Annotated in this window: 17 protein-coding genes; all 17 read right to left on the bottom strand. The window is 56.6% G+C overall.

The window, feature by feature from the left end:
* The 17 genes from EU800_RS18825 to EU800_RS18750 all read right to left on the bottom strand — a co-directional run bounded on the left by EU800_RS18825 (position 1) and on the right by EU800_RS18750 (position 22,757).
* A complete protein-coding gene (locus EU800_RS18825) occupies positions 1-3,855 on the bottom strand; it encodes a hypothetical protein (RefSeq protein WP_129634616.1) in 3,855 nt (1,284 codons plus the stop codon).
* A 98-nt stretch (positions 3,856-3,953) separates the two neighbouring features.
* Complete coding sequence (locus tag EU800_RS18820; RefSeq protein WP_129634614.1) at positions 3,954-4,658, bottom strand: HNH endonuclease; 705 nt, start codon at positions 4,656-4,658, stop codon at positions 3,954-3,956.
* 254 nt (positions 4,659-4,912) lie between these two features.
* Positions 4,913-6,077, bottom strand: a protein-coding gene (locus tag EU800_RS18815) for an IS3 family transposase (protein WP_371685646.1) whose coding sequence is annotated in 2 segments (ribosomal slippage) — positions 4,913-5,825 and positions 5,824-6,077 — 1,167 coding nt in all. Because the reading frame shifts where the segments join, the coding sequence is not laid out codon by codon here.
* Between the two features lie 863 nt (positions 6,078-6,940).
* Positions 6,941-8,065 carry an IS3 family transposase gene (locus tag EU800_RS18810; RefSeq protein ID WP_129634670.1) on the bottom strand — a complete coding sequence of 375 codons (1,125 nt, stop codon included), beginning with the start codon at positions 8,063-8,065 and terminating at the stop codon, positions 6,941-6,943.
* A 247-nt stretch (positions 8,066-8,312) separates the two neighbouring features.
* Positions 8,313-8,870, bottom strand: coding sequence for a uracil-DNA glycosylase family protein (locus EU800_RS29120; RefSeq protein WP_129634612.1), 558 nt, complete (start codon positions 8,868-8,870; stop codon positions 8,313-8,315).
* Between the two features lie 12 nt (positions 8,871-8,882).
* A complete protein-coding gene (locus EU800_RS18800) occupies positions 8,883-10,091 on the bottom strand; it encodes a hypothetical protein (protein WP_129634610.1) in 1,209 nt (402 codons plus the stop codon).
* Positions 10,091-10,591, bottom strand: a complete 501-nt coding sequence (locus EU800_RS18795; protein ID WP_129634608.1) for a hypothetical protein — start codon at positions 10,589-10,591, stop codon at positions 10,091-10,093. Before EU800_RS18795 ends, EU800_RS18800 begins: the two co-directional genes overlap by 1 nt.
* 291 nt (positions 10,592-10,882) lie before the next feature.
* Entirely contained in the window at positions 10,883-13,045 is a 2,163-nt protein-coding gene (locus EU800_RS18790; RefSeq protein WP_129634606.1) for a DEAD/DEAH box helicase family protein, read from the bottom strand.
* Complete coding sequence (locus EU800_RS18785) at positions 13,046-13,519, bottom strand: DNA phosphorothioation-associated protein 4 (RefSeq protein ID WP_129634604.1); 474 nt, start codon at positions 13,517-13,519, stop codon at positions 13,046-13,048.
* The gene (locus EU800_RS18780; protein WP_129634602.1) at positions 13,516-15,540 is read right to left on the bottom strand and encodes an AAA family ATPase; all 2,025 of its coding nucleotides are present in this window, start codon (positions 15,538-15,540) and stop codon (positions 13,516-13,518) included. Before EU800_RS18780 ends, EU800_RS18785 begins: the two co-directional genes overlap by 4 nt.
* Complete coding sequence (locus EU800_RS26955) at positions 15,530-15,706, bottom strand: hypothetical protein (protein ID WP_165354733.1); 177 nt, start codon at positions 15,704-15,706, stop codon at positions 15,530-15,532. The genes EU800_RS18780 and EU800_RS26955 overlap by 11 nt, the downstream gene beginning before the upstream one ends.
* A gap of 103 nt (positions 15,707-15,809) precedes the next feature.
* Entirely contained in the window at positions 15,810-16,019 is a 210-nt protein-coding gene (locus EU800_RS18775) for a hypothetical protein (protein WP_129634600.1), read from the bottom strand.
* Positions 16,020-16,172: 153 nt separating this feature from the next.
* Positions 16,173-17,012, bottom strand: a complete 840-nt coding sequence (locus EU800_RS18770; protein ID WP_129634598.1) for a phosphoadenosine phosphosulfate reductase family protein — start codon at positions 17,010-17,012, stop codon at positions 16,173-16,175.
* Positions 17,009-20,350: an ATP-binding protein gene (locus tag EU800_RS18765; RefSeq protein WP_129634596.1), complete on the bottom strand. Its 3,342-nt coding sequence runs from the start codon at positions 20,348-20,350 to the stop codon at positions 17,009-17,011. Before EU800_RS18765 ends, EU800_RS18770 begins: the two co-directional genes overlap by 4 nt.
* A complete protein-coding gene (locus EU800_RS18760) occupies positions 20,347-21,309 on the bottom strand; it encodes a DUF4007 family protein (protein ID WP_129634594.1) in 963 nt (320 codons plus the stop codon). Before EU800_RS18760 ends, EU800_RS18765 begins: the two co-directional genes overlap by 4 nt.
* 79 nt (positions 21,310-21,388) lie before the next feature.
* Complete coding sequence (locus EU800_RS18755) at positions 21,389-22,549, bottom strand: cysteine desulfurase family protein (protein WP_129634592.1); 1,161 nt, start codon at positions 22,547-22,549, stop codon at positions 21,389-21,391.
* A gap of 1 nt (position 22,550) precedes the next feature.
* Positions 22,551-22,757 (bottom strand): CopG family ribbon-helix-helix protein, encoded by a 207-nt coding sequence (locus tag EU800_RS18750; RefSeq protein ID WP_129634590.1) that lies wholly within the window; start codon positions 22,755-22,757, stop codon positions 22,551-22,553.
* Positions 22,758-23,246: the final 489 nt, after the last annotated feature.

Below are 23,246 nucleotides of genomic sequence, written 5' to 3'. Positions count from 1 at the left end.
TCACTCGAACGATTGCCCCCGCTCCCTGTCCTCGTTCTGTAGCCATTTCCACATTTCCGCCTCTATAGCTCGGGCTTTTTCAATTGCGTCGGCAACTGCGGCACGAACGCTCTGAACGGGGTGATTACTCAGCTCTTCAAACGCTGCTATCCGCGAGTCGAAGTCATGGGCCCGGTCGGCGGTCCATCCAGATGTAGGCCGGGCTTGAGGAATAATCGCCTCCACAACCTCAGACGGGTTAGGGGCATGCTTCAGCAAGGCTGTCACATGTTCGGACAGGGTTCTTCTCGATCCCTCTTTTGGCATTGTGAAAGCAGGCACGACTTGCGCCACGTTTGACCAAGATTCCTGAAGACCGGATTCTCGACACCAGGTTACGAGTACGTCCGGAGAGACACCGGCAAGCGGATACTTATTTCGGATTCCACCTTCAAAGACCACAAACCGATCCCGTTCTGATGTTCGAGGATCGACGAAAGCCCTGTTGAGGATCATCTCCGTGCGATATTTAACTATCGTCGCCACTGTGTCGTTCCAGTCACTCAAAAGGCCATAGGACCTGTCGAAATTGTCAAAGATGGCGTCGATTAACGCCATTTCCTCGACAGGAAATTCAAATTTCTTAAGGCAGTAGTCCAAGACTTCGGACCAGTGGTGATCGGCCATTTGATTCTTAGTGTCTCGCCCGCCGATCGAATACCCTGCTGCAACAAGGGCCAAACGGACGATTTCCGGAGATAGAATACCGCTCTCAGATTTCCTACCGTGCAACCGCATTGCTAGTCCATGCGCGATTGAATCTGGCCCGCGGGGATAGGAACTAAGCTGATTAGTCAAAGTGACCAGCAGATCGTTGGATAGGTGCAGATACTCTGACTGCCAGTATAGATCCTCGAACGTGAAGGCGGGAACGTCTCCGAACTCTAAAGCCGCAAGGCAACGGATGAAATCCACCTCATCAAACCCTTGCACAGGGTGCAACCGAACGATCCCATGTCTAAGAAGATCATCCTGCAGGCATTCATCCAGTAAATTTTGTGCCAATGGCCGGTCTGCTTCAGACACCGCCTGAAGAACTCCTGTCAGTACGCCGTAACAGAAACGCTCCGTCTCCATTTCGTGCAATATTCGCACGAGTTGGTCCCAAATCCGCCGCGGAGAAACATACCCTTCAATCAGCCCGCGACCGAACTCATGTTGCTGATGAGAGCTGTACTCAGCCGAGAACAATGATGGAGCCACCTCGTTGATCAATGCGGCATCGTTTCGAGCCACAGTTCCTAGCTGAAATGCGATTTTCGCCAAACGCCTACTAGACTCCCGGAAACCATCGGCGGTTTCGTAGTCGAATTCTTCATCTAGCATATAGCGCGAATCTGAGGAGGCAACGAATGCTCGTACGCTGCTTGCAATATCCTTCGGTTTGAGAAGCTTGTCCAATTCACGCAATTTGACGAGTAGATCGTTAGGAATCTTACCGTCGTCGTCTTGCTTGCCGTCTAAGTAGATTGCTGTTCGGATTTCCTTCCAACCTTCAATCCAAGGCTCATCTTCGTTCAGCTCTTCTGCGATTTTTCTAAGCACTGGAAACAGGGCGTCTGATCGCCAAAGCCCCCGCAAAGCATGCGCTAGTGTTGAACGCACTTTGTCCCTAGTCAACTTGCTGCCTTTTTGGGCCGCACGCTTCCCGATATTTAAGAACAAAGTGAACCACTCAATCGTTTCGTCTGGACTTGGGTGAAAGCCATAGTCTCTTGGCCTAGCGCCGAACGAAAATTCTGCCCCTGAACTCCAATGTCGGCTTTCTAGGGACGAATGCAGAAGACGAATGCCCATCAGTTGCTGTGCTTCATCATCAGACAGCAGGCAATTTTCGATCAATTTACCTCGGCGAAGTGGGGTTGCATGAGTTCCTGACAGACGAAGTTGGCACAGATTCTCGAGCTTTTCTGCAGCGTCTGAGTTCGTAGTTTCGTTTTTTGCCCTTAAGGCAATAGCTAAAAGAATCGACGCACAACGATCAAACAATGAGTCGTCGTAGGCAAGGTTGAAGAGGAGGTTTGAGAGTTCTGAGTTCTGAAGAGAACTTGTATCGCAAGGAGTACTAAGTGCCTCTAGGCCAAAACTGCCAAAACTCCGCTCTAAACTCTTCAATACTGATTCCGGGGCGACCGGAGCCACAAGATGAAACAATTTGCGCCTCTCAGTCGAAAGCGAGCAGTAATCTTCAAACATACCACCAGTATCGAACCACGAATAGACTAGATTGCGCGCAACTGCACTATCATGTAGGTAACCAATTCTCCGACAGAATGAAGTTAGTAGCCGTTGGTTTTTGTCGTTTTCAAAAACTTTCAATAAGTAGTCAATTGGGATTTGTGAAAGAGCTCGTGAGGCCAACCTGTTCGCGATTGCATGCGGCAATATCGCCCTCCATCGTCCCCTTTGTTGCGCCACCTGGCGCTCCAATAAAGTCGCAGCGGCGCGGCTCATCCGCAGGCGCGTCTGTTCACAGAGTTGGCCAAGGATCGCCAACTCATCAACACCGTTTTCATCTTGGTCGACAGAAAACGAATAGACTAGCGACAAAGCTTCGGCTTGCTCCATTAGACCGACGTCTAAATCGTGGCGCTGATGGAATATCCGTTTAAATAGTTCATCGTCCGAAAGCCTCGACAGAGTTCCATCTCTTGGAACTACGTCTGAAAGTGCCAAGGCCAACCTTGCATTCCCTTCGGCGAATTTAGCAATGCGTAGTGCATTAACCTGTCCGAGGTCCGGAAACCGTCTCAGCACAAGCTTCTCAGCGACCTCCGGGCCATCGGCTACGATCCGGACTACTTCTGTGGTCTGTTGGCTGTCATCCCGAATGTCATACTCAATAGTTATTAGTTTGGGACTTTGGGCATTGGCTTGTAGCCGGGAGGCCAACCTTCCATGTAGATCGGCAGAACAGTTATCTAGAACGAGCAAGGAGTCTGTGCCTTCAACCGACAACTCATCGAGTAGAGAACGAGGTGTAGGTTCAAGTTCGTCCGACACATCTGCGTAGATTGCTGTTGTTCGGTCAAGTGGTGTCTCTCCGACGTTCTCCTCGAACAAGGCTTGCACAAAACGCGTCTTCCCTACACCGGACAAGCCAGTTATTCGAACGGCTTTCGGAGATTTCCTTAATAATTCCCTTGTTAGCTGAATACCTTTGTCTAGCTGTACAGGTCCGGCGTGCCCGGGAACGAGAACCTCAACGCCCGAAGCTAACAGCATTGCGTCATCCGCATCGATCGGCGTGGCACTCCATCGACCAAACGGACGCCAACCGGACACTCTCCGCCCTAGCACTTCGCGAACCCAAAGTTGAACTGTTACGTGCTGCGCCAACCAACGCTGGAGCCGCGATCGATCGTAGAAGTCCACGTGAACGTCGGCGGTTTCGGGCAAAGCGCCGACAACCTGTTCCATAGCCTCAACACGCGACCGGTGCGAACGAGGAGAGTTATCCTCAGAAAGGCACACGATGATATAGGCACCTTTTTTGCTCGCCAAGTGTTTCAGGATATCTAGAGGGGCGGTACCTTCGGTCATTTCGCCGCGAATCTTGCTTGGCGGCATGGACGGTTTTTTTGCCTGAAAGACCGTCTCGGGACGCTGAATGAAATCACCGTCAAATGTAGGATCAGACTTAACTTGCACATCAACGCCGCCGTCGGGGGCGTTGATCGATCCTGACCACATCACGTCTCTGAGTTTTCCACCGAATTTGGAAACCTCCGCCTCACACAGTCTAGCAATGAGCTCCTCAAGCTGAATGTCAGTTAGGCGGGCTAGATAGTCTTTTTCAATTTCAAACAACGGCATGGGTCAACTCTGGGAGGTGCTCGCAAGTAGTCGCCCGGCGCTCATAAATAGGCAAGCCCATCTCTGCTCAGAAACAGATCAGCCGGTGCTAATGCGTACTACAGCTCGATCGCCTTCAACTTCTCTTTCAACCGCTTGTTCAACTCATCGCCGTCGACTCCAAGGTGGATCTGCCGATGAACCGTCGGATCGATCGCAGCAACCCACCGCGGATCATCGGGGCCGTCGTCAGACAGGCGACGGGTATGGTGGACTTCAAGATAAGGCTCACCTGATTTTCGGAGGAACGGGGCAGGCTTCCCTGTCAACTCGCACTTCCCACCGGCTCTCGCCAAAACATATGCCTTCACGGCCTCGGAACGCTTCCTGAGGCGCACCTTCGCATCCATGATCGATGCAGCTTTCTTTGGCTCGACAGCGTCGTAGGCGCGCTTTCTGAGTTCCTCCAGCGATTTCGTTGGAGCCTTCTCGTCCTCATCGCTACTTGTTCCGACTTCCAACCCCACCCGTACGAGGTGAAAGCGGATCGCCTCGCGCATGTCGCCATTCTTGTCCGGCCCTCGGTCCACCTGCCAGCCAGCGCAGGCAAACTCACCGAGGAACCGATAAGGTTGGCTCTTGCCGAGCATCTCGAAGAGAAGGATGTCCTTGCCGTCTTTGGCATGGTCCCGGATTGCTCTGTTTCCCCTAGTGAATTCCATGTCGCCGACCTGGCCCTCACCCGTGTAGAGAAAGGTTTCGTCGTCCTGCCAGCCGTCATCGTAGCCGAACTGCTCGCCGCTCTTGCCTGTGAAGATGAACACATAGGGTGCCTGCGCCGACGGTGATATACCGCTCTGCCGACCTCCTCCGAACTTCTCGTGGATGTCTTCGACTCGACTATAGAGCTCGCCTACCTCAAACACTTGGTTAACCTTTTCTTCATTGTACCGGTGTCATTTAGGGTCATGAAACTCCTGATGTTTTCGATACACAAGAGAGAGTTTATGGACCGGCCCGGCGAGGTGATCGGTTACCTACGGGCGGGGTCTCTGGAAAAGGTGACCTTTCCCCGCGATTAGGGCCGGCGCGATCCAGAATCTTCCGGTTGGGTTTGAGTGTTGAGCGGCAGCGCGGAGACCGCAAGAGTCTCAGGCGCTGACGCGGCGTTGGTCATCAGGAACTCCATTGGCGACAGGTAGCCGAGCGCCGAGTGGGGGCGCTCGGTATTGTAATGGCGGCGCCAGCTTTCGATCTCTTCGCGGGTGTGGCGGAGCGACCGGAACCAGTGCAGGTTCAGGCATTCGTCCCTAAGCTTGCCGTTCAGGCTCTCCACGAAGGCGTTCTGGACGGGCTTGCCGGGCTCGATAAACCGCAGGCGCACTTCGGTCCGTTCCGACCAGTCGAACATCGCCTTGCTGGTCCCCTCGGGCCCATTATCAAGGACGATCTCCTCCGGAAGACCGGTGCGCAACGCCAGCTCGTCGAGGAACCGGGTGATCCGGACCCCGGAGATCGAGATGTCGACGATCTGGCCGGGACAGATCCGGCTGCAATCGTCGACGATGTTCAGGACCCGGAAGCGCCGGCAGTCGGCCAACTGGTCGCTCACGAAATCGAGGGACCATCGCTGCATTGGCCGCTCCGGCGCCTGCGGCGCGACGCGGTCCCGGCGCGGTAGCTTCCGCCGCTTCTTCGTGCGGACCTGAAGGCCCTGGGCAGTGTAGAGCCGGTATGTCCGCTTGGGATTCAGCACCAGGCCCTCCCGGCGGAGCATGGCGTGCAGCCGCAGGTAGCCGTAGCTCCGGTTCTCCGACGCCAGCGCCTTCATCCGGGCGACCACGGCCTCGTCGTTCTTCGCCACCGGCTGGTACTGCTGCACCGACCGCGCCAGCCCGACGATCCGGCAGGCCCGACGCTCGCTGAGCCCCTTCTTGGTCATCAGAAAGCCCACGGCTTTGCGCTTCGCGATGGGCCTACCAATGTTTTTCCAGGAGTTCCTTCATGGCCGACATGTCGAGCACCTGGTCCGCCACGATCCGCTTCAGCCGGGCGTTCTCAGCCTCTAGCTCGCGAAGCCGTTTGGCCTCGGACGCGTCCATGCCGCCGTACTTCTTCCGCCAAGTATAGAACGTCGCCGTGCTGATCCCGTGGCGCCGGCAGAGATCGTCGACCTTCGCGCCGGCCTCGCTCTCCTTCAGCACACCGATGATCTGCTCTTCTGTGAAACGCTTCCGCTTCATGGGTCTTCCTCCTTCGTCCAGTCAAAGGTGGAAAGTTCCAGGTCGCAATGGCCCGGATCTCGGGGAGAAGGTCAGAGGCATTCCGGATCGTTCCGGACTACGACGCGCCACTGAAGCTGCTCAAAGAGCCGATGGATTGGCCTGGCGGGGGGGATGATCAGGTTTGGTACAGCGACGACAACGGGCCTAAGCTATGTCGGCCTTGGCTGGGTTGAGTGGCAGGCTCAGCAGGCTATCCACGTTGTCCGGATTTCGACTTCTCTTCGTCTGTCTCAAAGCTTGGTATGATTCCCTGTGGCTGGCATTCAAATTGCTTCCGCTATCTCTTGGATTTTTTCGCGGCTCGTGCCCGAGCCTTAAACCCAACCTGAGCTTTCGACGAGTTCGTTTCACTCAGAGCCATTTTTTTGTTGCGCTTCTGGATGACTTTCGAAGGAAGAGGTTTCTTGGGAGTTGTTTTGGCACTCGGGTTCTGTAGTTCACCTCGGCCCATCCCAACCACGCCCGAGCCACCACTTCGTAATTTTCCCATTTTCTCTCGCCTCACAATCCAAATGTCTTACCTATGCTCTAACGCTGACATCTCCGTCGCCCCTGACAAGGATAGCGCGACACCTCTTGAACTCCGATGTCGGAGCAATGACTGCCGCCACCTGCCGGAATGCAGTGTCCGGTTCCGCAGATACGATCTTGGAGTTGCCACTCTCCAAGCGCTTCCGAGTGATCATCACGACCTTGACCATGTCTCCAGGGCTAAAATCCTTTGCGTGGTTGATGTTGATGTGCGCGAAAGCGACATCGTCGTCCATACGGTCTCGCCATACGGTAATCCTCCCCGTTTTAGCGGGGTGGTTTCGTAGAATTCACGCGGCCCTTTTCAGCTTCATGGCAGGAGTGATCCCGCCGATGCCCATGTTGGGGCGCTCATTGTTGTAGGTCCATAGCCATTCGGTTGCGATCTGCTGCACCTCCTCGATGGTGTCAAATATGTAGAGGTCCAGCCATTCGTGCCGGACCGTCCGGTTGTAGCGCTCGACATAGGCGTTCTGCTGAGGCTTTCCTGGCTGGATGTAGGTCAGGGCGATGCCCTGCTTCTCAGCCCAATTCATGAGGGTGGAACTGACGTATTCGGGGCCGTTATCGACCCGAATTGCCAGAGGTTTGCCACGCCACGCGATAATCTGGTTCAAGGCTCGAACAACACGCTCGGAGGGAAGCGAGAAGTCTATCTCGATACCCAAGCCCTCGCGGTTGAAGTCGTCCAGAACGTTCAACAGCCGGAACTGCCTCCCGTCGGCCAGGCGGTCGGCCATGAAGTCCATCGACCAGACCATGTTGGGCGCATCCGGCACGGCGAGTTCATCGGGCTTTTCGCGTTTCAGTCGACGTCGCGGCTTGATCCGCAGGTTCAGTTCCAGCTCGCAATAGATCCGGCGCACGCGTTTGTGGTTCCAGACATGCCCCTTCACGTTCCGCAGGTGCAGGAAACACAATCCGAACCCCCAGGTCTTGTGGACCCTGGTCAGCCCGACCAGCAGGTCGGCGATCAGATCGTTCTCTTCGTCGCGCTTCGGACTGTAGCGGAAACAGGTCTCGCTGACACCGAACGCTCGGCAGGCCAGCGCGATGCTGATCCCTCTTGTCGCCACAGCCTTCTCGGCCAACTCGCGGCGTTGAGCTGGCCGGGTCATTTTTTTCCCAGAGACTGCCCAGGTTCTCTCGAACCAGAGGCGTTCACCTTCGCAGTTCAGAAGATCGGCCTGCATGCTAAGATCCGCGAACATGCGCTTCAGGCGCCGGTTCTCGTCCTCCAGCGCCTTCATTTGGCTCATCATCGAAGCGTCCATGCCGCCATACTTGGCGCGCCACTTGTAAAAACTGGCGGTGCTGATCCCATGCTCGCGGCACAGTTCCGGCACGGACACCCCATTCTCGGCCTGACGCAACACCGTCATGATCTGCGGTTCGGTGAAACGGCTCTTCCTCATTCGAATCTCCTCGGCTCTCGCCACGAGAAAATTCTACAACCTCACCCCCTTAACCATGGGGAGGATTACCATACCGCACAAATCCATCGTCCACTTTGGTCTCGGTACACGTATTTCCTTTGCGAGGCTTTCAGCTTTGGGTCGCAGCCTAAAGCGTGTAAGGCTAGGGTGATTTCATGGCCTTTGTCCAGTTCCCCAGGATTTTGACTTACAGATTTGCGGCCAGTGCGATCCACAGAAATGGGCTTCAATTCTGTCCAGGAAACGCCGCAAAAGTTCTTTCAGCCCATCGTCCCATGTCGCCGTTCCCTCGGTCCCTTAGGTCTCTGTTGCGCGGGGAGGGATGTCCAACAATGAAGTAGCGAGCGTTTCGGTATCTCACAATCAATCGCCGGATAGCCCTCGTTGCTGGTTGGTCGTATTGGATCTGTTCTAGCCGAGCGTTCGCGATCGGCCTCCCCAAACCAACAACGATGCTTGCTTGAACCGCTGCCAACTGGTTATTTAACCGTTCGACATTGTCGGGTCGGTCAACCCAAGACAGTTTCGGCAAGTAGCGACCGTCTCGTGCCTTCCAAAGCGCCCGTGGCCAAGCGTTCAACAAGGTGTAGTCGTCCCTCCTAGTTGATGGAAAAATGTCGCGGTGGTTTGCCGCCATCCATTCCAGCATTTCGTCCAGGTTAACACCTGAATCTCCCGCGAAGGGACGAGCTTGCCTATGTTCTTCCTGCCCAGGACAAGCGCCGATGAAAACCACACTTGGGAAGGCATCACCCGGACGAAACTCCTCTGTTATTCTACACATGGCATCGCATTCTCAAGCTGGTTGACCCGCCATCGCCTCCTTGGCGTAAAATAAATAACTAAGCCCAGGGTGGACTTCTCGAGTTTCTAGTGAGTCTGATGCTTTATCTAACATGTGGGAAATTGTGCCTTCGGTGGCACCTGCAACTGCCTCACCCAAAACCGTACCCGCGGCGGGGTTCAGCGCTGCGATCGCGCCTCCAACTGCGCCAGAAATGCCTGCGATTAAGACTCCGCCAAATTTTGACGCTCGAAGCTTCAGCTTTCGATTGGGATCACTCAAAGCTTTCTCAAGGTCCTCGAAAAGTTGGTTCGATTCTAAGATGAACTCTCTTGCGGCATCTTCGCGTTCCTGAACATCCGCGACAGCGAACTTTTCTTCGGCCTCCATAACAAACTGACGGAAGACTCGGAGTTCGTCGGCGCGTTGATGTCGTACTTCCAGTATCTCCGATAGCCGAGAAGGATCGCCATCTATTGAGAATGTCGGAAGAATCTTTTCAAGGACCTTAGTTATTAATCCAAGTCCTACTAGATCCCCAAAGCCATCTTTCTTCCCGCGGTCGGGCGGAACGTTTTGCCAGTCGAGACGTGCTTCCGTGCGTTTTGAAACGAGTTCTTCTACGTCATTAAATAACGCAATCGAGAGCTCCATGGCCGTCTGGCCATCTGGATGAATAGCTACACGCTTTTGCCCTCTTGCGCGGTATCGAAGAGCGTCTTTGGTCCATGCAGCAACCCATAGTGCCTTATCGATGTCTTCCATCGACTGGTCTTTCTCTCCTACCAAATCAAAGTAGCGCGCACCGATAGCAACGAAGGATTTTGCGACCTCATCGCCTTGAGTAAGCCGTTCGTCGATGATCGATCGCCACCCTCGCGGCGATTTTACAGGGACCTTTATCCCAGGAGGAGGTGGTGGTGGAGAAAAGATATGGAACTGAATTTCTATTGGACACAGTGAAATGACACCTTCGCTGAGTATTTCACGAAACGGCCAGTAGTAACGATGCTGCTCTACCAACAAACCTTCAACCACGTCCTTGGGCCCACACCCGGTCATCGTAGTGGGGTCAACTAAATCGGCCGCCGAGCGGACGTCGTCGTTAAGAAACGAAACGCTATCAAAATACAAAAGCGACGGAATAAGAGCGTCGTAACTCCACCTTCGCCGGAAATCCGTGGGCATGATCATCGCTTGGAATTCGTTCTTCTGGGCCATCAAACTGTCTCCTCAAGCAAGCGTTTTTCCAGCGCTACTACCCGCCTCACCGTTGCCCCATAAGACCGCGCACTCACGAGGCCTGGCGGCATTGTTGCCGTCATGCGGTTCTGCTCGTGTCGGAGGTACCCTCGCTCCTTGAGCATTCTCCTGGCTTGCTGAACCTTCATATCTAGGAGCGGTACGAGCTCGGTGTCGAAAACGTTCGTGAAAACCATGTAGGTGTCGGACAATGCATGGCGGAACTTGCTGTCGAGAATGACGCCAATTTCCCGTCCGGGCTCCGGCCGGTGGGTCTCACGATATTCCGGTCGGGTCGGATGCCCTGCCTTCACGACAATGAACCGGTGCTCGTTGTCGCGTAGCCAGTCCGATACGACCTGGACCGGATGCCTCGTTGGCCGGTCGCCCTTAACGTGGCGCAGCCGCTCCATGAACGGCAACTCATAGTGAGAAGCTGGCAGCTCCTTGGTGGCTCGGAGGTCGCTCAGGTATGACATGGTAGTCAAATTCTAGCCTGGAGTAGCCTTATCTGGAACCCAGTGGAATTCAGAAACGCAATCCCTAGAGCGTGTCGGGCTTGATCGGATTCGGGATTCCCATTTCAGGAGGGTCGTGATCCTCTCCTGCTGAAGCAGATGTAGGGGATCACATCACCACGATTCTGGGAATCCTGAATCGGATAGGCCGCGACACGCTCCAAAAATCAAACCGTACCAGTTAGATCAGGCTCCCTATTTCGAATAGGTCTTTCGTCTTTTTCCTGCTCACCTCACATACACTCTTGGTTTTTATATCATGTGTTCAAGATCGTACTGCCGGAGCACGGGCGCTAGGGCAGCGTAGGCCCCTGATCGATTGTCCGACAGGGACGAAAACTCGGCGACGCGGCTAAGCTCAGATTTGATCAGACGTTTTGCGTAATCCGAACCTGTTTCATAGCGTTCCGGCAAGACGACAATGAAATCATGGATCAGTGCCCTTTGTTTTCCGGGTGAGCGGCGCAGGATGCGACCGCGACGCTGGACAAACTGACGCGGATCGCGGGAGCTTGCGAGAATGTAGGCCGTGCTACAAGCTGGGACGTCGATACCTTCATCGAGACAGCGGATCGCCACCATTGCGTCGATGATGCCAAGCCGGAAATTCTCAAGAATGTTCTCGCGGTCCTTGCGGGACTCACGCGATGTAAAGCGGGAGACGTCCCAAGACATGCCGTGGAGCATCGCGCTGACGGCTTCGACCTGCCTTCTGCCCGCGTTGACGCTGTCTTCGGCCCCGGTCTGTTCTTCATCCGTCTCGACCGTGCCATCGCCGCAATAGAACAAAGTGTGCTGTGTCGGTTTCTCGCCCGTCAGCACCGCCTGAAGTGTAGGAAGCTTGTTCGCTGCCGAGCCGACCAAACGCGCCCGTCGCATCAGAAGCCCTGTGAGCTGTGGCGACATCTCGCCCGTCTTGCCGTTCTGCCGGGCGATTTTACGGCCTATCTGTTCCGATAGCTCGACAAACTCGTCGGCTTCAGCCTCCGTAAACTCCACAATGTGCGGGTAGTAGACGTAAGGAGTCAGCACCTTGTCTGTGATTGCCTGCTTGAGCGTGTAGCGCGACACGATATCGCCGTAGAACTCGTTCAGGCGCTCGTTGCGTTCTTCATCAAGATAGTGCTGTGGCGTCGCGGACAGGCCGATCCGGTAGCGGGAATGGGTCGGCAGGAACCCCTCATACGCTTTTGAAGTATGGTGGTGACACTCGTCTCCGATCCAGAGCAGACGGTTGCCCTTGATCCTCGATAGGCAGTCCTGGAACTCCGGGCTCTTGAGCGTCCGGTTGACCACAACTACGGCCCCGAACTTGCGGCTACCCATGGTCAGCTCGTGTACCATATTCCGCAACTTGTCCTCCCATTGAGAGCGGGATACGTAGCACTTGACCGGGTAGATGTTGAATGTGGCGAGGATGTCGACCCACTGGTCGGCGAGGTTCTGGTAAGGCGCTGCGATTACGCAGGCGAGCCCGTCTATCGCCTCGGAGAGCCTGACGATGGCATGAATGGCCGTGATAGTCTTCCCCGCTCCCGTGGCAAGGTCGAATGTTCCCTGGAAGTCTCCTTTGGCTTTCCAAGCCTCAAGCGCGGCAATCTGATGATCGCGCATCTTGAATGGCTGGCCGTTGATCGTTGCAGGCTCCCGCGGCTGGCCGTATGTCGTGCTGTGCGCCGAACCTGACTTGGCCAAAATCCGAGCGGCAATCGCCGCCTCGATCTCCGGATCGGGCGTGTAGTCCATCGCCCTTGCTGTCGCGATTAGCTTTTCCTTAGCGGCCGTTGGTATATCGATGACGGCCGTTGAACGACTTTCGTTCCGCCAGAGGCGTTCGAAGCTGTCAATGTGCGGATCGAAGAACTCGGCTTGTTCCGGCAGCCATGTGCGAAAGACGTTAATGGACTCGTAGTTGTGCGTCGGTAGCAGGGCGTGCGTACTTTCGTTCGCCGAGCCTGCGAAAACGACACGGTCGCCCGCCTCATCGGTGACAATGCCGACCTTGTCATGATACATCCCGCGCTCGCGCAAGGCGATCTTAACATCGAGTCGGCCGTGGGCGACAAGCCAGGACAGCGTGTCAAAGCGGTTCTGAAACAGCTCGTCACTCACATTGTTGATCATCGCGAGAAGCTCGGCTCCGATCTTCTCCGAAATCTCCTTTTCCTTGTAGCCTTGCTTCACCGCTTCTAGGTCCTGCGCGTCCGAGAACGCGCCGAGGATCAGCCTGATCTTCCCGCCATGCTTGACGAAAACGGAAAGCGCCTGGGCGGCATAGCTAATTGTCGAAGCGGAGAAAAAACCGACAGCGCGGTCATAGGAGTTGGCAACGGAAAGCGCCGGAAAGTAGAAGTCTTCTAGTATATTATCGAGGTCGGACTTATATACGCCTTTATAGCTCAGGTCCCGCAACATTCAAAAGGTAATCCCCGAGACGTCAGGCTCATCTTCCTCTGTGCCGAGATAGGCGCGTTCTTTGAGCATCTCCAGGATATCGCGGTCCGGGTACTCACCGCCCCCGCGCCGCAGCGCCTCTCCGATGATTTGCAGGCCGCCATTCGCGTACTCTTCGAAAATCTCCGCGCAACGGCTTTCCTCACCGTCCTTGAGCACTTCCGGGTCTTTCGTCTCGGACAAGGCGATAAGGAAGATGAGGTCTTCGGCGTCTCCCCGCTCGAATTGTTGGTAGGATACGTCCTCAATTCCCGCATTCTTGTCGAGTGGAATTCGGCGTTTTTCGGAGTAACCGAGCAGGGCGGCAAAGCACAAAAGTTCACGGATTGTCGGAAATAGTGTCCGGTCGGTTTCGGGCAATTTTTGCATGGCAAGCCGCTGCACCATGTCTTCATGGATGCGGCTTCTATTGATGTTGGGTGCGCGCGAGCTCATGGGCCGGTAATCTCCACAATCTCTGTGCCATCATATGCGGCGTCAAATACAGCGGTCCTGAACTCCTTGCCTTTGAAGTACCTGCTTTCGCGTTTGCGATCCCCGCCCGGGTCGGTATTGTGCCGTACCAGAAGATACTCCGCCCCGAGGTGGTCCTTGAGCGCTTCAAGCACGTCCTCGGAGCCTTGCGACTTCGAAACAAGGAGCACGACCTGGCGCGCCATCTTCGGGATAAATTCGGCCGTCGTCGCCCGGTAGGCCTCGTCGAGCTGGCCGAAGGGCGAGTCCAGAACCAGCGGTGCAATCGTTCCCGGAAGCAAGCGGTAGTCTTTTGCATTCTGCCGGATTTTTGCGAATTCGACGAGTGCCGCCGTGAAGGCTAGCCCGAGGAGCTGGTTTTCACCGCTGGACTTGGGAAGTACGGTTCCATCGGAGTTCACAAGGCTGATGACGTACTCGTCCGTCATCCGCAGGTTCAGCACCTTGCGTGTCGTGGCTTCGAGAATGCGTTTGATGCCGGCACGTAGAACACGGCGGGCTTGGTCTTCCTCGGCAACGAGTTGCGTTTCGAGCTTGCCCTTGATGTTTTCACACATGTTGCGCCGACGTCCGTAGATCGCGGTGTGGTTGTCCTTTTTTGCGAGTTCGTTGATGTCGCGGTCGATATCGTTCATCTCGCGCTCGGCGCTCTTGATTTTGGTTGCGAAGGCACCGATCTGCCGGTCGATCTCACGAAGCTCGTCCCGTAGCTCGTTACGTTTTCGCTCACGCTCGGCGATGTCTTCGAAGTTAATCCCCTGAAGTTTCTGGCTTATTTCCGCTAGATGCGCCTCGGCTGTGGCAAATTCGTCATTGGCATCGGCGAGTTGCTTCTTGGCTTTCGTTAGGCGGCCAGGAGCTTTCCGGCGCTCGGTCTTGAGCGTCGTCAGCCTGGCGCGGACTTTCGATACACGGTCACGCATGACCTGGTTGGCTGCCTTCTCTAGCAGACTAGCGACCTTCTTGGCTTCCGCGCTACCAGGTTCGAGCTTTGCCCCGCAAATGCATTCTTCGGCTTCGAGGATGTCTTTCACGAATTCCTCGTTGTAAGGCGAGGGAATGCGTCCACGGTGCTCTTTCTCGTCAAGGAACGAAAACGTCTCTTCAGTGATCCGTTTCGAGACAATAAAGCGCCCGTTTTCTCCAAGCCATTTGTAGACTTCATCCGTGCACTCTTTCCGACGGCGTTGCGCCCGTTGAAGCTGGCTAGTCAGGCGATCACGGCTTTGCTGGAGTTCCTTCGCCGCTGCCGTATTGCGGAGCTTGGTGTCGATATCTTTAATCTGTTCGTCGGTTTGCTCACGCTTTCTCTCCATCTCCACGATGCTGGCTTTTGCTGCATCGATTTGGCCGGAAAGCGCCTCGTGCCGTTTATTCAACTCCTCGATCTTTCGCGTGGCCACCGTTGACGGGATCTGTCTGCGGAAGTGGTTCGAGACCGCTTGCAGGTCCTCAATGGCCGTTTCAATCAGGGAGCAACCGAGAATATCGCGCACGGCGCTACCCACTGATCTCCGGTTGTTTTCGCCAAGGAACACTTCGGCGTGTTCGCCGTCGAACAGGAAGTGAGACGCCATTTCCCGCGGGATCACCGTGTTGATGAATGTCTCCGGTGAGTCGAGTGTGATCTGACTACCATCATCAACCCTTGCGACTATGAAGTCACGCCCCGAAGATGCGCCGATATTAGCAAACCGTTTGGCGATGTATCGGCTATTATTATGCTCGAAGAGAACTTCAACAGAGGCGACCTTTCGGCCAGCCTTTTTTGCATCGTAGTTAAGAATCTCCTGACGCTTTTCGAATCGAGATGTTGTCTCGCCATAGAAGCACCACAGAAGTGCGTTAAGCAGTGTCGTCTTTCCGACGCCATTTTCGGCGTATATGATTGTGACGTTACGCTCCGGATCTTCAGAGAACTGAATAAAGGTGTCTCCGAAAAAGCACCTAAAGTCGGTCATACGGATTTCTTCAAGTATCATCTGACACTTCCCCGGGTTTCGTATGCCGCTCGATAATTTCGCGCAGCTTGCGCTGCCGTTCTGTCTTCACGTTGCGCTTCTCAAAGAAATAGCTCCGCTCGAGCTCTATTATTTCACGGATAATCGGATTATTCTTGTCTTGCTGTATGTCTTGGTCGTTTGTCATCTGGACGCTTCCTATCCTAAAGGCCTGGGCTCCCAAAAAGCCAAGCTGACGTCCCCTTCAGCTCTCGTGTCCTATTCATCACCCCAGGGCAATCTCTTTTGGGCTAATGGGCTGAAACGTCGCGCAGAAGGTCATTCGCATAAAGGCGTCGTTCCAGCCTGCGCGCTTGGTCGCGCGGTTCAAGCCCGCCCGTCTCGCGCTTCAGGATTACCATGCCGTTGACGAACTTCACCGAAACCCGAAACTGCGCGGCGGTCGCGCGGTGCGAATGCCCTTCTTCCACAAAAGCTATGCCCCCCTCGCGAAGGGCCATGGGATGTGGCCTACCCATCTCAAACCTCCATTCTGCTCTGCTGGCAGGCAATCACAGATCATGCTTCAAGGGAATCCTGAATCAAAATCGGCGCGACGCGCTCTAGTTGGCGTTTTGGAGTATCGCGATAATTCTGAGACATGGCGCCGGAAGCTATTTGTGGCAGACTATACATGAAGCGGAGACCTCTGCCGTGCCATAGGCTTCATCAACCTCGACGTCAGTGAGGTTGGCTCGTAAAGGATTCTTAGGCCGGCGTGCTTTCGCGCGCGCCAGTCGCCGCTCATAGTCCTCCTCGATCTGCTTGACACGCTCAGGTTGCTCCAGCTCCGAAAGAGATTCCCGGTCGCTCCAGGTGAAGGGCGAGCCATGCTCTAGGGCTGTCTTCTCATAAACCTTGGCTTCTTCGAAGGCCTCCGGGTGAGTTCGTTTGAGACGCACCCACTCGATCTTCTGCTGATAGAAGCAGAAGGTGCAGCCGCTGCGCGAGCGCCAATCATAATAGGTCGGCAAGCCAAGACCTGAGGATTCGAGCAGCTCGACTACAGCAGCCTTGTCGAGCCCGTGCTCTTGTAGGGGGAATTTGATCTTCAGATTAGGATGGGTGGACTGCATCCCGGTGCGTGCCGGTTCATCGGCACGGATCGCAACATAGCTGATGATCTCAGTGCCGCTCTCTAAGTCACTCTTCACCCATTTCTCAAAGGGTCGCAGCTTAAGCTGGCGCGTGCACCAGCGTGTGCGCGGAGACGGCAGGAAGTTGCCATACTCTTTCAGCCAGAAGTCGAAATCTCGGTCAGGATTGAGATAGGCGATAGGCCGCCCCAAGAAGCCTTCAAGGCGCCCGAGGAACTCATAGACCTCGGGCAATTCCTTGCCGGTGTCGGTGAAGAAGTACTCGATCGGCAAGTCAGGATAGGTTTGGCGCATGTACACAGCCAAAGCTGCACTATCACGCCCGCCGGACAGGCCGAGAACATGGCGCGTACTCATACGGCTTCGCTCCTCATCTCATCATCATGATCGCTTATGCGCTGCATGCCGGCTTCTGCCAGAGCGGCGAGGGCTACAGCGTCACTGACGCCTGCTTTAGCGAGAATATCTTGTAGGCTCGCCGCAAGCGCCTTGGCGGCGTCCTGCTCCTTCGCAGACAACTCGACGGCGCGCAGCGCCGTCGTGCCGTGTTCGCCCGTGCCGACCACCACGCCTAGCGCGTGGCGGCTAGGATCGCGCCCTTGCACCTGCGCCAGCATCTCAGCCTGGCGGAATGCCAGAGCGAGCTGACCAGCCTCCATCGCCGCGCGGCTCGGCTCCAGATCACTCCAATTGCGGGGCGGCTTGTTGGCGAGCAAACCGGCGAGGGATTCCATATCTGCAAGGCTGCCTGAGAAGCCTTGCAGGCGCGATGCGAAGGCATCAAGGCGCAGATCACCTGAGATGCCTTTGATGGTCTCAGCCCGGCGCTGCAGCTCTTCAAACGGTCTCTCAGAATGGCCAAGCGCATCCAGCATCTTGTCCCGCAGTCGGATCAGCATCGTCTCATAGGCCTGATTCAACTCGCGGAGCAGCCCGCCAATCTCACCGGCGACCGCAGCTGGAGTGTCGCGCCCGCTCAGCTGCACAAGATCAACAAAGAGGGTGCGATGCGGATCACTGGCGGCGCGCAAAATCCGGCAAAGCTCCTGGGCTGGCTTGGACAGGGATTGGGTGCGCCTTGTCCACTCTGGCAAGCGCATTACAAACTCCACCAAGGCTTGTGCGATATCCAGAGGTTTGGGCTCTGGCGCACGGGACATGACGCACTCCATCTCGGCGCTCAACGCCTTGAGCAGTTCTTTACCGTCCGTCTTGGGATCGACATGGCGCAAGGACAGATTACGCGGGTCTTGCAGCAGCCGATCGATGACATAGTCATTGATCTCCGGTTGGAAGATGTCCTCGACATAGACAGCCATGGACGAGCGGTACGCCAGGATGAAGGTGGCCGCGAGCAAGGGTAGCAAACCGGAGCGCACCCCAAACGGTGGCTCCTTCCAAAGGCCATAGAGGTCCAGAAGTGGGAACTCGCCATCCTTGCTCTGGGCAAGATTCTTGGCCTCTTCCCACATCGGGATCAGGCTTGGGCCCATCGTCTTGGTTGGCGCGCGGAAATCGAATGTGCCCTTGTATTGGCGGTGCAGGCCGCTGGCTTTGAGAACGGTGCGGTAGAGGCCCATCTCAGCCGGAAAGCCCTCTATGCCCAAATTGTTTTCGCCCGTGTGATTGACCATGGCGTGCAACAGCGCGCGCACAGCGGCCTGGCTGTTGCTGGAGGGCTGCTCACGATTGACGAGTTCGCTGCGAATATGCGGTGTCTTCGGGAAGGTCGTCTCTGCCAGGGTGGAGGCGATCTGTGCAATGGCTTGGCTGCTTCCGGCCTCATGGCCAGCGCCGCGCACATACCATGTGGCTTCGACAAAGCCCTGGCGAAGCGCGTCTTCCAGCTCTGTGCTGACCACAGCAAGCCTTGCTTCGACTTCCCGGCGCGCAACCGCATCGCCCTCCAAGGCCGTGTGGCCTTGGCGAATACTCTCCAACGCCAGCAGGGACGAACCGGCCTCACGGATTTGCTGCGCATTTGGCGGCACGCCGAGCGCTACAGGATAGGCGCCCGCCTGGCTGGAGGCCTCACGGCAACGCTGCGCGAGCTGCGTACTTGGGACGTCTTCATCGGGAATGACTAGCAGGAACTGGCCGGCGGCGCCATCGGATGGCCGATAGGCTTCGACCAGCTTCGTCAGCCCCTGCGGAGAGGCGAGTGCTGTTGTGAACCAGCGCAGCGTGCCAGTGGTGAAGTAATGCTTCTTGGCGAGGACGGGCTGGAGATCGGCAAAGGCTGACAAGCGGTTCAGGTTCAGCTCACCCATTTGGGTCTGCGCTTCACTGAGCGCATCTTCAATGTCGAAGTCGCTGCCGGCGAAAAGAGCGAAAGCATCCAGGTGGCCTCTGAACACTGCAACGGACCAGTCTTGAAGCTGCTGAAGAGCCTGATCAAGCTTGTCAGCTGTGGCCTCAGGCAGACAGCTGGCAAGGATGCTACGCTCTGGCACAACGCCACTACCGCCGTTGAACAGCTCAATGACCGCTATGCTTTTGGCGAGTTTGAGATGCAGCGGCGTGCCTTTGCGCTCGCAACGTTGCAAGGCTTCAATCGCCTGGGACCAGCGATGTGAGTCCGGCGAAGCCAGGATGGCCGGCTCCAGATTGGCCTTAAGATAGTCCCACAGCTGTGCCGGATCATAGAGCGCCGTGCCAGCCTGATGGGTTTTGAGATACTCCTGAAATCCGCCCGGTTCGGCGGAATTGAGAAAGCCAAAAACGCTGCGCTCATTCTGGCCAAAACGCCGGCGCGACAAGGGGCCGATGAGCGAGGCCGTGACGGGGTGCAACGGCCAGCAGGCCGCCAAGCGCACAGCCAGATCACTTGGGCTGCCGGGTCGACGTCGGCGAATAGCCCCGGCGACTGTCTCGATTATGTCGGTTGGGATCGGCGCCTCGTCTGTTCGGGCGAGCGCCCGCCCAACCAGATCGAGCACCTCATCGATTGCCGTCACGATCGGGATATCCACGAAGCGGCCCTGAATCTTGGCCCAATCTTCCTGCATCTCTGAGCCAAATCGGCGGGCATATTGATCGAAGGATTGGTGCAGGACGCCAACGACGAGCAGTCTGCCGTGACAGCGCGCGGCCGCTTCAGCAAGCTCCTGGAAGAAGTGGATATCAGCGTCGCCGTCGGCCGCTGCTTCGAGGTATTTCCCAAGTTCATCAATGACGAGCAACACGCCTGCTTCTGGCCGGGCGGAGGCTTCCTTCACCAGGCGCTCAATGACATCCCGCCCCGCCGGATCAATCTGGCGGCGCTTGGTGCGCGACGGTTTGTCCTCACGCGCCACCGCATCCGCCAATGCCTCGCGTAGATCAGCGACCGGATTAGCGCGGCGCCCAACAAGGGGCACAACCAGCCATGGTTCTGCTTCCTGCGGAAAGGCGTCATGAAAACCGGGCATATCGCCAAGCAGTTGAAGCCCTGCCTGGTTTTGCTGCGCACTACCGCCAAGCGTCTGACAGAGGAGCAACGCCAGGCTCGATTTGCCGCCACCATAGGGACCAGTCCAGGTGAAGGCGCGCTGGCCAGTCTCCTGAAAGAGCCGTGCCATAGTATCCATCGCCTGCCGGCTGGAGCCGTGGCAGACATAACCTTGCAAAGCGCCTTCGATGGCATGATCGGTATCGAGCCGAACGGAACGCTGGAACCGGCGTGAGACTGTGACGATGTCAGATAGCTTGCTCATGCGGCACTCCTCTGCTTGGCGGTCTCGTAGGCAGAGGCCAGGAAGTTCATTGGGTCGGGGCTTTGGAAACGGCGCGCGACATTGCGCACCCCGGCCGTGTCCGACCAGAGATAGACGCCGGCAGAGCTCTCCTCGATGCGCGCCAAGCGCTCGACCAAAGCATCCTCATCAAGCTTGAATACCCGCCCCGGTGAGCCGGGCTCAAAGGTCAGCGCCTCAACCGACAGCGTTTGCTGGTCCGGCGCATGCCGCATCCAGAAGTCATGAAACGCATAGAGGAAGATGCCGTCGGGCAGGGTCGGCTTCGCACCGCGTCGAAACTGATAGGATTTGCTGCTCACAGCCCGGATCAGTCCGAGCGGAACCAAGGCCGGCTCAAACAAATCGTCACTGAACTTGCGCTGCCGCGTCGTCACGTAGCTACGTAGGAAGCACTCCACATCCCGCTTGATGGTCGCATCAGAGGCGCGAATCTTGTTCTTGAGCCGTGCATTCTGTTGCTCGCGATAATCGCGGAGCGGGGCTGCAATCGCCTCATGATCAAAGGTCTGCACCGTGAGGTGATTGAAGACATAGAACCATGTGGTGCTGCGATCTGGCGTGCCCGCCATCATCCAATGCAGGAGCCATAAGGTCGTCGGCGCTTCCAGAAACGGATCAACGCCGCTGTCGTCTGCAAACAGATAATCGCCTAGCGCCGTCGTGCGGAAGACATCGCCATCTTCCTCCAAGATGCCGCAGGTCAGCGCCCAATGACGAATGGAGCCAACCATGTTCTTTCCTACGCCGAAGGTGACAATCGCCTCCGGATCGGTGAAGAGCGCCTTTGGCGCGGCGCCACCCTTTGCAGCCGCGACCTGATCATAGGCTTTCTTGAGCCAGAGATGGCGCAGTGGGAAGGTCTCGTGACCAGAGAATTGTGCCCGGAATGTTGGATTGGCGAGGGGACCTCTAATCATGAAACGCTCCTCCTGGACGGGGTGTCCAGTTTGTGGGGCAGAATGAGAAATCGGCGCGTTGGCAGCTGCATGACCTTCCTCACTCCGCTGCGTGCGTGTGAGACAGGCGATGCGCCTTCTCGCAGATCAGCGCTGCCGCCTGATCAATGTCATCGATGGTGGTGAAACGCCCGAAGCCGAGGCGCAGGGAAGCGCTCGCTTCGTCGGGCGACAGGCCGATCGCGCCGAGCACATAGGACGGTTCGATCAGACCGGCATTGCAGGCAGATCCCACCGAGGCCGCAAATTCAGCCTGCAGGGTCATCAGCAGCGCATGCGCATCTATGCCTGGGATGCAGATATTGAGGCAGCCGCTGAGGCTGCTTGCCTCTGAGCCATTGATCTTGAGCTCAGGAAGGCCGTCCTTCAGCCGGCCAATGAGGCGGCACTTAAGAGATCGCGTATGCGCTTCATCGTTGGCCTGTTCTGCGAGCGCTTTTTGTGCAGCCGCAGCAAGCCCGGCGCAGAGCATCGGGGCGAGTGTTCCGGCGCGCATCCCGTGCTGTTGACCGCCACCATGGATGATGGGGGAAATCTGCGGGCGCACAGGGCCGGCGATATAGAGCGCGCCAATGCCTTTGGGGCCGTAGATTTTGTGAGCCGACAGGCTGAGGAGATCTACGCCCGCTGCAGCTACATCGATCGGGAGCTTACCGACAAGCTGCGCAGCATCTGTATGGAACAGCGCCCCGACCTCAGTGCAGAGAGCACCAATCTCCTGCAGCGGCTGCAACGTGCCGATCTCGTTATTGGCCGCCATGACCGAGACTAGGGCAGTATCAGGTTGGATCAACTGCGCGAGGCACTCTAGATCGATAGTGCCATCGGCCTGCACGGGAATGGTCTCGACCTCGAAGCCCTGCTCGGCAAGCACAGCAGCTGGAGCGAGCACGCTCTTATGCTCGATGGCGGAGACCAGAATCTTCCGCCGCTGCGTGCGCTTCGCCGACCCGAGCAGGCTCAGATTATTGGCTTCGGTCGCACCGCCGGTCAGGACAATCTCACCCGGCGCAGATCCGATCAGCGCCGCGACAGCGCTGCGCGCATCCTCGACGGCTTCAGCCGCATCCCAGCCAAGCGCATGCTCGGAATGTGGGTTGCCAAACCGGTCCTCAAGAAAAGGCAGCATGGCGTCACGCACATTCGGATCAAGCGGCGTGGTCGCTTGATAATCCAGATATATCGGCGCGGATCGGCTCATATCATTCCTTGGATGCCGGCTGTGAGAAGGGCAGCTCGGCCTGATGGCTTGCGTCTTGGCGTTCAATGAACTCTGCCACCGCACGGCGCACGGCCCATGAGAGCGACAGATCGTTGCTCTCGGCGATGCGCAGCAACTTCGCGTGGAGCTGAGGGTCCAAGCTCACCGTGAAGCGGACAGTGTCCTTTTTTCCTTTCGGCCGGGGCATAGTTCTGAACACCTGTTTTAAGCACCACCTTTCACCAAAATAGCACTACGTTCAACCCCGACCTGGAGGACTCGTCCAGGTTTAGGCACTGCAAGTTGGCAGCACGCTAAATGATGACATTTGTTCACGCAACGTTCCGCTTGCTGATTCGCTTGTGCGCGGTTTGCACTGCGGCCTCTTCGACTGCCGCCGGATCGGCTATAACGTCCTGCATAGAAAGCGTTTTGGCTCGAATCTCTTGCGCCGCCCACTCCTCCGGAAACAGTTTCAGAACCTGCGCCGGGGCCAACCTCCGGTCCTTGTGTCCCGTCTAGGATCGCCTCGACGATGTTCGGAGTGACCTGAGACCCGACTTCCCTCCAGTGAGAACGGCAGTGGAATAGTCGACCACGGTAGCGGCGGGGATGTTTCTCGCTGCGGGCGGAGCAAAAGTCGCCCAGTATCGGCCCTTTCTGTTCTGATTTCAGGGGGGCGGGAGCATTTTCACCG

It is taken from the genome of Tropicimonas sp. IMCC6043 (assembly GCF_004146235.1).
Classification (GTDB): domain Bacteria; phylum Pseudomonadota; class Alphaproteobacteria; order Rhodobacterales; family Rhodobacteraceae; genus Tropicimonas.
Note: the sequence above shows the minus strand (reverse complement) of the source record. Positions and strands in the feature narration are given on the sequence as shown.